Here is a 12,816-nt window from a genome sequence, read left to right as displayed (position 1 = left end):
AAGAAGGGGAAGGGGGAAGGTGGGGTCCCCTCTGGGGATAAGGGGCGGGGGGAAAGGTAAAAACCCTACTTCGTCCCACTGCACGCTTTCGGCCGAAGTCAAGCGACCTGTTCATCCCTTTCCCCTTTAACCTTTTCCCTTTTCCCTTTTATTTGTCAGTCCCTTATAAAATAACCGATCCCCGGACTTTCCTCAGGGTTTGCACAAATTTTTGGTATCAAAAATATCAAGCTTTGACGAAGAATTTTGACAACATAATAAGTTTTGATAATTTTTAGTCAATTGCAATGGTTTTCAACCTGGCTTTGGGCACAAGACCTTGTAAGCATCTACATATCAGGGAAGTTGCACAGTGAAAGTTAGGGCGAAATGAACAATAGAGCAAACCAAAGGCATGAAGAACAGAATGCAATACAATATCTCTGTATAATATTCAACCGAATGTTGATTGCCCTTGCAGAGATGTTTCTATCGTGCAGATTTGACGCTCGAGAGCGAATCCTGCGATTATTGCAAAATTCCCGTCCTAGCGGAGTTCCGAGCTTAAGGTTCAGACGCTCATCTGTGAAAACCCAAGCTGCTCCTCTACCTGACAATGAAGCAGAAAGGCTCAAAGCATTAGAGGCTTATAATGTTCTGGATACGCTACCCGAACAAGCGTTTGATGACCTAACTGCTCTTGCTGCTTACATTTGTGGAACTCCAATTGCTTTAATTAGCTTAGTGGATAGCGATCGCCAATGGTTTAAATCTAAAGTGGGACTAAAATCTACGGAAATGCCCAGAGAGTGGGCTTTTTGCTCCCATGCCATTCTACAACCACAAGAAATATTGGTAGTTGCCAATGCCGTCAAAGACGATCGCTTTGTCAACAATCCCTTAGTTAAAAATAATCCCAAAATTCGTTTTTACGCTGGTGCGCCACTAGTTACGCCCAATGGTTTTCCTATCGGGACATTGTGTGTGATCGATGTTAATCCTCGTCACCTAAGTTACCAGCAGTTAGATGCACTCCAACGCTTAAGTCGTCAGGCGATCGCCCAGATGGAACTCATACAGGAAGTGCGTAACCGAAAACAAGCAGAAATTGAAGGAAGGCAGTTATCGCTAACCGATGAACTAACAGGTTTGCATAATCGGCGTGGTTTCTTTCTACTGGCTGAACAAGAGTTGAAAATTGCTCACCGAATGAAACTCTTGTGCTGGGTGGTTTTCATTGATTTAGACGGGTTAAAACAGATTAATGACACCCTTGGTCATGACACAGGAGATGACTTGATTGTTGATGCTGCTCGATTACTCAAGCAAAGTTTTGGTAACTCGGATATTGTTGCTCGCCTGGGTGGAGATGAATTCATTGTTTTCATTTCCAGCTACTTCAAAGATGCAAATAGCATACAAGCCCATTTGCTTACAAATGTTGCCAACTTTAATCAAGAGCAAAACCGTAGCTATCAACTTTCTATGAGTATGGGAATAGAGCGTTACTCAGCAGAAAGCAATATGTCATTAGAACAACTGGTTGCTAGATCTGATGAGTTAATGTATGCTCACAAACGTCTCAAGCGGCAATCTATTCTTTAACAATATCAAACTTATAGGAATCCATTTTGATTCCTGAAATTATTTGCGTGGTGTGCGTTCTGCGTTGGCGAAGCCTCTCCGTCAGGAGAAGCGTCTCGCAGAGAAGCGCAGCGCAAGCGGCATAGGGAGGGAAAAGATTTGGGGGAACAAGGAATAAAAGTGTACTGAGTTTTTTGAAAAATAAAATAGGAGTCCTATATCTCTGCGTCAGATAAAAATATTTTGGTTAGGACTTACGCAACTAGCATATTATTTTTACAGGACTTACGCAACTGGCACAAAAAGGGGGTAAGTGCAGCCCTACCCAGCGACAATTCAACTCAAACCAAGCACATAAAAATGCTTGGGCGTTTTAGTTGCTGAATTAAATAATTAGAAAGCAAATTATGCTTGATTTGATAAACAGTTTGACCAGTTTGATAGGCTAAATTCTTTAATCTAATCCAAACCAACATTGCACGAAGCTTTCATGATTTCTTTGAAGCCTAGCTTTACGACATTGACAAGATTCAATGCCTGTTAGTTGTTTAATCTCTCGGTGAAACTCCTCGATTTTCCAACGAATTTTACACACCTCTTGTACAACATCCGTGGAGCTTTGAGATAAATCGTTAGTGGCGATATAATCCGTTCTGTTGGTAGAAACAGTAACCCGGAATAGTTTCACTTTTTTATTAGCTGGGAACCCTTTAATTTTAATTATCTTACCACAGTCTAATTCTTCAGGACTCCATTCTAATAATTCAACACGTTTATATTTTTCTTGTCCAAATGTATCATCAACTAACCGATTAGTTTTTAAAGGGCAATAATAAATTTTGTCTAGACTATCAATATAAAGCATTAAACTATTTACGGCATACCATGTGTCCATCAAAACAGTATCGAATGGTAAAAGCTTATGATATACAAGGTTTTGCAGCATATCTTTCACATGGTCTATCTTGGTTTTACCATCGACATCAGGATTAAAAATGCGGTAATCGATTACCCAAAATTTTTGAATAGTAGGGTTTACATAAACACAGCTAACTACACCAATACCTTTGAGGACACCATGCTCATTACCACTATATTGTTTTCTAACTATTTCTATTTCTTCAGAATACCTTTTATCTAAAACGCTATCATCAAATATTATGTAACCATTCGTATCAGGCTCAACTACCTCTTTCACGTTATCCCATAATAACCGAGGTGTTAATTTTTCTCTTTTTAAATAATAGTTAATTGCATCATGGCTAATACTTTCTAAATGCTCTGCCAAATTGGTCACTGTATAATTAATCTGACTACTTAATAAGTATTGGCAGTAATCAAGCTTAGTAAATTTCATTACCGTAAGCAACATTTATCTAATACAACCTCTACCTATTTTCTCATGAATCTTTCATGCTTTGCCTCCAATACACCTGCTTCTATTACGAATACAAGGCTTTCGGAATCAGATTTAACTAATACTCATGTACTATCTATCGGCGATCGCTCTGTACCAGTTGCGTAAGTCCTGTTTTAGTTTGTAGTGTAACCCTCCGGGGATATTGCTACGCCCAGCGTCTCGCAGAGAGGACTAAAGTCATCAAAATCAGGGCTTTAGCCCTTACTACAAACTAAAAGTTTTAATTTATTGTGACACTTGCATAAGTCCTAATTTAGTATTTAGCGTTGCTGAAATATGAGCTTATTTCTACATTTTTCTTTGCTTCCATCGTAGGGGCACACAGATGTGTGACCCTAAAAATTTACAAATAATTTCAGATAATTGATTTTTTAGAACTTCCTAAATATTGGTTGGAGCTATTTAAAATTAATTGGCTTAACCGAACTTTTAACTAATGCTAATGTTATTTGTTTAAAAATTTTATATCTACTCCATTGCTAACAACAAACATACAAAAAAATCATGGCCGATCAATTATTCAACCTCTCGTCCCTCAATGGCAGCAACGGCTTTGCCATCAACGGCATTAATGCCAATGACTCCAATGGGACATCAGTCAGTAATGCTGGGGACATCAATGGCGATGGTATCGACGACCTCATTATTGGCGCACCTGGTGCAGCCTTGGGTGCAGGACAAAGCTACGTAGTGTTTGGTAGCACCAAGGGGTTTAGTAACAACCTCAATCTCTCGTCTCTGAATGGTAGCAACGGCTTTGCCATCAACGGCAGTGGGAATAACTTCTCAGGCGTCTCAGTCAGTAATGCTGGGGATATCAACGGTGACAACATCGACGACCTAATTATTGGCGCCCCTGGTGCTTCCTTGGGTGCAGGGCAGAGCTACGTAGTGTTTGGCAGCACCAAGGGCTTTAGTGGCAACTTCGACCTCTCTAACCTAGACGGTAGCAACGGCTTTGCCATTAATGGCATTAATGGCGTTAACTCCGATGGTTTCTCAGACTCATCAGGTAACTCAGTTAGTAATGCTGGGGATGTTAACGGCGACAACATCGACGACCTGATTATTGGCGCACGCAATGCCGCTTCTGGTGCAGGGCAGAGCTACGTAGTGTTTGGCAGCACCAAAAGCTTTAGTGCAAACTTTGACCTCTCTAACCTAGACGGCAGCAATGGGTTTGCTATCAATGGTAATGGCATTGACTCCTCAGGCAGTTCAGTCAGTAGTGCTGGAGACGTTAACGGCGACAAAATCGGCGACCTAATTATTGGCGCACCAGGTACAGGAAAGAGCTATGTAGTGTTTGGCAGTACCAAGGGTTTTGATAGCAGTTTCGAACTCTCTAGCCTTGATGGTAGCAACGGCTTTACCATCAGTGGTAATGATACTGATTTCTCCGGCGCTTCAGTTAGTAATGCTGGAGATGTTAACGATGATGGCATCAACGACGTAATTATTGGTGCATACAATGCCTTATCGGGTGCAGGAGAAAGTTATGTAGTGTTTGGTAGTAGTAGAGGTTTTAGTGCGAACCTCAACCTGTCTAGCCTAAACGGTAGCAATGGCTTTGCTATCAAGGGGATTAATCCTAATGATGCCTCAGGTTACTCAGTCAGTGCTGCTGGGGATGTCAACAAAGACGGCATTGCCGATCTGATTATTGGCGCACCTTTTGCCTTATCCGGTGCTGGACAGAGTTATGTAGTATTTGGTCGTCATAGCGGCTTTAATGCCAGCCTTGACCTCTCCAACCTTAATCCTAGCCAAGGCTTTGTCATCAACGGCATTAATAATACTGATATCTCAAGTATTTCAGTCAGTGCTGCTGGAGATCTCAACGGCGATGGTGTCGATGACTTGATTGTTGGCGCACCCGGCGCTTCCTCTGGTGCTGGACAGAGTTACGTAGTGTTTGGTACTCCAAAACAACAAGTTAATAACGCACCTGTTGCCATCAACGATACTGTTACATCTGCGAAAAATACTGCCTTTTCTATTCAAGTAAATACCCTGCTGGCTAACGATCGCGACATCGATGGCAACAGCCTCAGTATTACTGGTGTTAGTGGTGCAAAGAATGGCAGTGCGGTAGTCAAAAATAACGGTACTCCCAATAACACAGCAGATGACTTCATCCTATTTACCCCAATTAAAGGGTTTAGTGGTGCAGCTAGCTTTAACTACACCATCACTGATGGTCAACTGACTAGTACTGCAAAAGTGACTGTGCAAGTAGGCGCTCGTCTTTCTGGTGGCAAGGGTAACGACTATATAACTGGCACTGCTGGTAACGATCTCATCAATGGCGGCAATGGGAAGGATACTCTCTATGGTGGCAATGGTAACGATACCCTCTATGGCGGCAATGGGAAGGATACTCTCTATGGTGGCAATGGGAATGATACCCTTGATGGCGGTAATGGCAAAGATATTCTCTGCGGTGGAAATGGTGATGACAGATTGTCTGGTGGCTTTGGTAACGATACCCTCACTGGTGGCAATGGCAAAGATAAATTTGTCTTGGCTGCAACTCAAGGGATTGATACTATTACTGACTTCTCCAAGGGCACTGACTTAATTGGATTATCTGGTGGTTTGAGCTTTGATCAATTGAGTTTCTCTGGTCACAAAATCATCGTCGCTGCAACTGATGAAATTTTGGCAACGCTAACTGGGATTAATACTACGACGTTGACTGCTGCTAATTTCACTATTGTCTAGAATATCGATTTAGTAATCAAAAACCTAACCCTATTATTCCTTTATAGGGAAGAAAATGGGTTAGGTTTCCGAAGTTTTGATGTTACCAAAAATACTTTTAAAACATCCTCTCAGAAATGGTGATGTGAAGTGGAATTTGGTTTGGGAAAAAGGTTAAAGCTTTTTTCTTTCGCCTTTCTCATTAGACCTCTTGCAAAAGTGCTTTTTGCAAGAGGTGGGTTTGGGGAAAAGGTTAAAGGGGAACCCCACCTTCCCCTTTTCCCGACTTCTTCAAGAAGTCTATTCCCCTTGTTCCCAAAACCCGACAAATATTGAATTCATTCGGTGAACTTTGTTTTGAGATCGGTTGTTTTTGCTAATTTACCACTTGGCTGCCATGACTGCGGGGGTCATCTTGACTAGCGGTTGGTGCTACTGGGGCTGAGAATTTGGAAACTTGTCCGCTAGCTTGAGCATAGGGGACAGAGGAACCAGTAACCAAAGCTTCTAAATTGCTAGCCATAATTGTGCGGGGTTGATCGCCGATCGCTTGAGCGATGGTTTCTCCACCTGGTTTCAAAAACATAAAATGAGGAATCCCATCCACTCGATATTTCAACATCTCTGGTAGCCATTTGGTATTATCCACATTCAGCATGACAAAATTCAGCTTGTCAGCATATTGTGTTTCTAGTTGGGCAATATCTGGTGCCATTTTTTGGCAGACGGCACACCAATCAGCATAAAATTCCACTAGAGATGGTTTGCCATTGCTGAGGGCTACTTCTAACGGTGTGGAGCTATCACTTAACTTGGCTAGAGTTGCCGAGGTTGTTTCCGTTCTCAATCCCAAGAACAGGGAGACGCTCAGGGCGATCGCTACCATTGCAATTAAGAAGTTTCTCAAACGCTTCCCTAACGTGGATTCAGACTTTTCAGGAGAATTACCTGGTAAACCCATATTCATAACAGAATTATTAAAACTTATTAAGTAGTATCTTCTTTAGTTTAACTGAGTCGAACCGTTCTCTTCACTATTAGAATCATTACTCCATCACATGGTTTTAGCAAATGAATCATTATGAAAAACTGAGTCAGTGATTACACTAGTACGGACTGAATTCAAAATTGAAAATGACGCTCTCTAGGAGACGCTAAAAGCGTAGCTTGCTTGTCTGTAAGAGTACGTGGACTCGCTCTAAGCAAAGCTATGCCGTTAGCGCAGGTCTTGCTTTACGCTGGGCTAACAAAATTTAAAATGTATGCAGCGTAAGGGTTTCGTTGATTAGGAATGGGTGGTTTATTTCCGTCGTGCTGTACTAGGTAACTCTGTTAAATTGGTAGTAGAAGTAATCATTTCCAATTCGTAATTTCCAATTCGCAATGACGTTATCTACGAGACGCTTCGCCTAGCTTGCTTCTTTGGAGGAGTAAGCGGACTCGTTAACGCGGCGCTAACGCATTTTCAATGGCGAATTATTGGGTCAATTAATTGATAGAACTTAACAAGGACAGCAATTGAGGAGAAAACTAAATCAAGGACGTATAACTTACTCAATATTAAGAATAGTTATGAAGATAAATTACTAAAGGTATTAATGGGGAATCAATATGGTTTGTTTTAAATATCTTTAAAGATTCCTTAGCTTCAGTCAATAAAGTAGAAGTAAAAGGGTATCTATTTAAAATGGAGCTGAAAGTTATAAAAATGGTCTTTTCACTCCTAGTACCTTCGCAATTAATGCTGGTTGCCATAATATTGGTAACTTCCAAAAAACTTGGAAGCTTGAACCAGGAAAGCACCGATTTAGCATACCCATTATCAAATATATTGAGAGTAGTTTTGACTTTGACTTGGATGTTGGACAGTAATTTCAATCTTCTGTTTCAAAGCAAAAGGGAGTAATATTTTTATGGCTTACAGCGAGTTTAGTTTAGCTAAAGCAAAACAAGAGTTTAGTTTAAACACATTAGAAAAACGCGATATTTTTGCTGCTGTTCCGGAATTATCAGCGAGTAATTTACTGACAGAAACACTCAATTATAATCTGGAGATTGCTTTAGCTAGTAATAGTGAAAAAGCTCGTTCTGAGTTAATCATTGCTCCGATATTAGTTGATTTACGCCGAAAATTACGAGAACAAATTAGTTTGTTTTCAGGTGTAGATTTCACTGTAGATAATAGCAAAGGATTAAATGGTACTTGCGATTTTATTATTACTAAATCTCCAGAAATTCTCATTTTGACAGCACCAGTAATTACAGTTGTAGAAGCTAAAAAAGAAAATATTAATGGCGGTTTGGGTCAGTGTGCAGCAGAAATGGTAGCAGCCCAAATTTTTAATGAGCAAGCTGCAACTGAGATTAAAACAATTTACGGAGCAGTCACAACGGGCAGTATTTGGCAATTTCTCAAATTAGAAGAACAAACATTGACCATTGATTTAAGCGAATATTATCTCAAAGATGTGAATAAAATTCTTGGTATTTTAGCCAGTGGTATTTCTCAAGAAAATTAACAAAATTTCAAACAGCTTAATACCGAATTCGTGGGTCTACATAAGCATTTAAAATATCAATTAAGATGCTGGCACTCACAACGATCGCTCCAAAAAATACCAACACTCCCTGGACTGTGGGATAATCGCGATCGCTAATGGCTTGATACAGTCGATTAGCTAACCCAGGCCAAGAAAATGTTACCTCTGTCAAAATCGCCCCACCTAACAAAGATGCAAAAGTTAATCCCAAGACTGTAATAACGGGAATTAAGGCATTTTTTAAAGCATGGGAGACTAAAATCTTATTTTCTCCAATACCTCTGGCTCTAGCGGCTTCTACATAATCGGCTTGCAAGGTTTGCTTTAAATTCACTCGCACAATTCGCTCAAAAATCCCACTGAGCAAAATTCCCAAAGTCAAACTCGGTAGGGCAAGATGATGCAAAGATGTGAAAAACTGGCTAAAGTTTCCACCCAGTAGGCTATCAATTGTATACAATCCTGTGATAGATGTGGGGGCGGGAAGATTAGGCGGAAAGCGGTTGGAATTGGGAAACCAACCCAGTTGGACTGAGAAAATCAATTGCAAAAGCATTCCCGCCCAAAACATGGGAAGTGCGTAGGTAATGATTCCAAACAAGCGCCCACCGATATCGAAATATGTCCCAGGACGAGAAGCCGAAAGAGTCCCAACTAAAATTCCGACAATAAGTGCAACTGTCATACTACATACTGCTAACTCCACTGTCGCCGGGAAATATTGGGCAATTATGTTCCAAACATTCTCGCCCCGACTTAACAAAGAGGTTCCCAAATCAAAGCGCAACAGATTTCCCAAGTAGTTGACGTACTGTAGCCACAAAGGCAGATTTAAACCGAGTTGTTTTCGTAATTCCTCTTTAGCTGCTTCTGGCGCCCGTCCACCAAGAATTGCATCTGCTGGATCTCCTGGTGTTGCTCTTAGTAAGAGAAAGACAATAGTGATGATAGTTAATAGCTGAAGTGGCGCAAGCAGCAACCGAGAAACAATGTAATATTGTAAAGCTTTAGAGCGAGACATATTTTAGTTATTTGTTATTTGTTATTTGTCATTTTTTGCTACCACCTCTCGCACGCGATAAATAGGCCGTCCTTGGGATTCATGATATGTACGCATGAGCAATTCTGCTAAAAGACCGAAGCAAAACAACTGTACTCCAGTTACTAGCAACAGAACTGCTAAAATCAGCAAAGGGCGATTGCCAATCATCTCACCGAAAGCTAATTTGATGAAAGTTAAATAAATTCCGATCGCTGTTCCCGAAACTATTGAAATCAATCCCAACAGCCCAAAAACATGCATCGGGCGGGTAAGGAATCTTTTCATGAACAAAATGGTTAACAAATCCATCAACACCCGAAAAGTTCGCCAAATGCCATACTTACTCTGACCAAAGCGCCGGGCGTGATGACGCACAGGCATTTCGGTAATTCTAGCTCCTTCGATGTACGCCAAAGCAGGTAAAAACCGATGTAGTTCCCCGTAGAGGTTCATATCTGCCAGTAGTTCTGCACGATAGGCTTTCAGCGAACAACCATAGTCATGAATATTCACGCTAGTGGTGCGGCGAATTAGCCAGTTGGCAATTTTGGAAGGAAGTAAGCGATTTAAGGCACCATCTTGGCGTTTTTGTCGCCAACCACTCACCAAATCGTAACCCTCATCCAGCTTTGCCAATAACATCGGGATATCAGCGGGATCGTTTTGGAGATCGGCATCTAAAGTGACGATCGCTTTCCCCAGTGCATAATAAAATCCAGCAGCCATGGCCGCAGTTTGACCGTAGTTGCGACGCAAAATCACCGCCTTTAAATCAGAACGTGTTTGCGCTTCTTGCTTGAGATATTCCCCAGAACCATCTGTAGAACCATCGTCTACACAAATGATTTCATAGTTTATCTGACTAGAAGATAAAGTAGAGGCGATCGCCTCTAATAAAAGCGGCAAACTTTCCACCTCGTTATGTATCGGTAGCACCACCGAAACATCCGGGACAATTGCGGAAATCGCCCCATTTAACCCGTCATAAACCAACCCACCCCTCATATCCCTCAGCGTCCTCAGCGTCTCTGTGGTTTGTAACTCTTGATAACTCTACCAGCACCTCGCACCTGCTGATAGTACGACTGACTAACAGCATCTCCCTGTTCCGAGAGAATATCAATGCCAATCCCATTGCGTCCCTGTTCCTTCCCAGAACTATGGATATAATAACCATCCGCCAAATAAAGCCCGACATGGGTTGCTTTTTGGTTGGTTCCAAAAAATACCAGATCCCCGGCTGCTAATTCTGCAATGGTAATTGGTTGGGTGAATCCTTCTTGTTGATAAGCATCTCTAGGTAACCAAATACCCACCGAAGCAAACGCCGCTTGCATCAACCCAGAACAATCGTAATTTGGTGCTAGGGTACCACCCCAAAGGTAATAATTTGATTGTTGCATCGCTTTTTGGGTAAAGGTGATAACTTGTGTTAGCAGTTTTTTAATTTCAGATTCAGAAAATGTTACAGCTTGATAAAGTACAGTAGCAGATTGTAATAAACTCAAATCTGAAAAGGATACCCACCCAGGATAGTCATCTTCACGCAAATACACCTCAACTGCCGAATCCTGATAATTTGATGTTAGCCATAAATGTCGTCCAGATGCGGCTTGAGTTGCTAAGCGTGTGCATTGAGGAGAATCGTATAAATTAAGGTCTGCTAGACACTGATACTCTGCTGATTTTAGATTAAGGGACATTATTCAAGAATGATTTTTTTTAATAAAGACGAACAACTCGAAAATCTTGGTAATGGCATTTTAGATGCAACTTGGGCAGCATTTCCTACCTTAGCCCGCAATCAAATTGCCTTGACTTGGGTTGTTTACGATCCACCTGTACTGGTAAATACTGGTGGTGCTTTGACTCCTAACGCTTTTTGGAATCATCCAGTCCGTGGTTTTTCTTATCGCGGTGTTGAGCGGATTTACCCTGCGAGTGTAGTCAAGTTATTTTATCTAGTGGCGGTCAACGAATGGCTAGAAAAAGGCATGAGTCAAACCTCTAAGGAATTAGAGCGAGCCTTGCGAGATATGATTGTAGACTCTAGTAATGATGCTACTAGTTTAATTGTTGATATTCTTAGTGGCACGACTTCGGGTCCAGAACTACCATCAGCGCCGTTTGAAACCTGGAAATATCAACGTAATATTATTAACCGCTATTACCAATCTCTCGGATGGGAAGAAATGCAGACAATTAACGTCTGTCAAAAAACTTGGGGTGATGGCCCTTATGGACGAGAACGGGCGTTTGTAGGAGAGTTACTGGAAAATCGGAATATGTTGACCACAAATGCGATCGCCAGATTAGTGCATAGTATTGTTGGTGGAGTCGCAGTTTCAAGTGGGCGATCGCAAGCGATGATGGCTTTGCTCAAACGTAATCTTGACAATTTGTCCACTGACGGAGAAGAAAATCAGGTAACAGGCTTTTTAGGTGGTGGACTGGCTAAAGATGCTCAAATTTGGTCAAAAGCAGGTTGGACAAGTCAAGTTCGCCATGATGTAGCATACATTGAGTTACCAAACCAGCGCCCCTACCTTTTAGTAGTATTTACTGAAGGCAAAGCCCAAGCTAAGAACCGCGAGATTTTGCCGTTTGTCTCGAAGCTAGTTTCAGAAGCGATTAGTAGTCTTTAACCCAATACAATTCAGTTAAGCATTTCTTCCTTCTCTGTCTTCGCGTCCTTCTCCTAAGGACCTACGGTGTACACACAAGTCAGCAGTTTTATCCCAATACCCTTGGGATAAGCCAGAAAGCCATCATGTAGAGACGCGATTTATCGCGTCTAAAAGACTGACACGTTAGAGAGACGCGATTTATCGCCGTCTCTACAAGTGCTTTGGTATTATCTGAACTGTATTGTGTTATAAACTTCCAATTATTCAGCTTAATTTTTTTGTTTTAATCTCTCTGTAAATAGATGCGATATTGCGGGCATCATCAATTCCACGATGGTGTGTCCCTTTCAATTCTATTCTTAGCTTATTGAGAGCCTCAGCCATACCAAATTTTTTAGATACGCTCAGATATTCGGAAAATTCCTGTTTGATATTTATATGTTCTGAACTAAAAGGATAAGGAAAATTATGAAACGCGCAATCTTGAATAAATTGCTTTTTGTCGTAATTGCCCCAAGAACAAAAAATATGATTTGGAAATGAAGAAATCCATTCTTTGAAACCAGAAATTGCCTCTAAAAATTTTGGTGCTTCATCAACATCTTGCTGCCGAATAGTTGTCAATTCGGTGCAAAAAACTGTAAGTCGCGGATGTATCACTGGTTGGATGAATTGCTGAAACTCTGAATCAATTTCCCAGGTTGCTCGATTCAGCATCACCGCACCGATTTCAATGATTTCCATTTGGTGACGGGGAATTGTCCCACTGTCACAGCATGTAGCCTCCAGATCGACGATCAAATAATAGTGGGATCTTTTAGTTTTCATATTAAATATTGGCAAGTATTTATACGTAGTATTTAAGCTTAGGGACTGACAAATAAAAAATACTCAACTACTTCTTGTGGGGTGGGCGCTCAT

General features: G+C 41.2%; 10 protein-coding genes and 1 pseudogene. 5 read left to right on the top strand and 6 right to left on the bottom strand.

The window, feature by feature from the left end; genetic code table 11:
* The first annotated feature begins 564 nt into the window (after positions 1–564).
* Positions 565–1,584, top strand: a complete 1,020-nt coding sequence (locus ACFG4S_RS26870; protein ID WP_392531981.1) for a diguanylate cyclase domain-containing protein — start codon at positions 565–567, stop codon at positions 1,582–1,584.
* Positions 1,585–1,904: 320 nt separating this feature from the next.
* Here the strand turns inward: ACFG4S_RS26870 and ACFG4S_RS26865 are convergent.
* Positions 1,905–2,920 (bottom strand): annotated as a pseudogene (locus ACFG4S_RS26865) (transposase).
* 45 nt (positions 2,921–2,965) lie between these two features.
* On the opposite strand from ACFG4S_RS26865, the gene ACFG4S_RS26860 reads away from it, so the two are divergent.
* Positions 2,966–3,088: a hypothetical protein gene (locus ACFG4S_RS26860; protein WP_392531980.1), complete on the top strand. Its 123-nt coding sequence runs from the start codon at positions 2,966–2,968 to the stop codon at positions 3,086–3,088.
* Positions 3,089–3,487: 399 nt separating this feature from the next.
* Positions 3,488–5,707, top strand: coding sequence for an Ig-like domain-containing protein (locus ACFG4S_RS26855; protein ID WP_392531979.1), 2,220 nt, complete (start codon positions 3,488–3,490; stop codon positions 5,705–5,707).
* A 355-nt stretch (positions 5,708–6,062) separates the two neighbouring features.
* On the opposite strand, the gene ACFG4S_RS26850 is transcribed toward ACFG4S_RS26855, so the two are convergent.
* A complete protein-coding gene (locus ACFG4S_RS26850; protein WP_392531978.1) occupies positions 6,063–6,653 on the bottom strand; it encodes a thioredoxin family protein in 591 nt (196 codons plus the stop codon).
* Between the two features lie 946 nt (positions 6,654–7,599).
* On the opposite strand from ACFG4S_RS26850, the gene ACFG4S_RS26845 reads away from it, so the two are divergent.
* Positions 7,600–8,205 carry a hypothetical protein gene (locus ACFG4S_RS26845; RefSeq protein ID WP_392531977.1) on the top strand — a complete coding sequence of 202 codons (606 nt, stop codon included), beginning with the start codon at positions 7,600–7,602 and terminating at the stop codon, positions 8,203–8,205.
* Between the two features lie 16 nt (positions 8,206–8,221).
* Here ACFG4S_RS26845 and ACFG4S_RS26840 read toward each other — a convergent pair whose 3' ends face one another.
* From ACFG4S_RS26840 to ACFG4S_RS26830, 3 genes are read right to left on the bottom strand one after another with little or no spacing between them, the layout of a single operon-like run.
* Complete coding sequence (locus tag ACFG4S_RS26840; RefSeq protein WP_392531976.1) at positions 8,222–9,247, bottom strand: ABC transporter permease; 1,026 nt, start codon at positions 9,245–9,247, stop codon at positions 8,222–8,224.
* Between the two features lie 21 nt (positions 9,248–9,268).
* On the bottom strand, positions 9,269–10,273 hold the full coding sequence (locus ACFG4S_RS26835) for a glycosyltransferase family 2 protein (protein ID WP_392531975.1): 1,005 nt from the start codon (positions 10,271–10,273) through the stop codon (positions 9,269–9,271).
* Between the two features lie 14 nt (positions 10,274–10,287).
* Positions 10,288–10,971: an NlpC/P60 family protein gene (locus tag ACFG4S_RS26830; RefSeq protein ID WP_392531974.1), complete on the bottom strand. Its 684-nt coding sequence runs from the start codon at positions 10,969–10,971 to the stop codon at positions 10,288–10,290.
* 9 nt (positions 10,972–10,980) lie between these two features.
* On the opposite strand from ACFG4S_RS26830, the gene ACFG4S_RS26825 reads away from it, so the two are divergent.
* Positions 10,981–11,913, top strand: a complete 933-nt coding sequence (locus ACFG4S_RS26825) for a serine hydrolase (RefSeq protein ID WP_392531973.1) — start codon at positions 10,981–10,983, stop codon at positions 11,911–11,913.
* A gap of 246 nt (positions 11,914–12,159) precedes the next feature.
* Here ACFG4S_RS26825 and ACFG4S_RS26820 read toward each other — a convergent pair whose 3' ends face one another.
* Positions 12,160–12,723 (bottom strand): exonuclease domain-containing protein, encoded by a 564-nt coding sequence (locus ACFG4S_RS26820; RefSeq protein ID WP_392531972.1) that lies wholly within the window; start codon positions 12,721–12,723, stop codon positions 12,160–12,162.
* Positions 12,724–12,816: the final 93 nt, after the last annotated feature.

This window comes from Nostoc sp. C117 (assembly GCF_043099735.1).
Lineage (GTDB): Bacteria > Cyanobacteriota > Cyanobacteriia > Cyanobacteriales > Nostocaceae > Nostoc.
The sequence above is the reverse complement of the archived record's forward strand: the minus strand, read 5'-3'. Positions and strand labels throughout refer to the sequence as shown.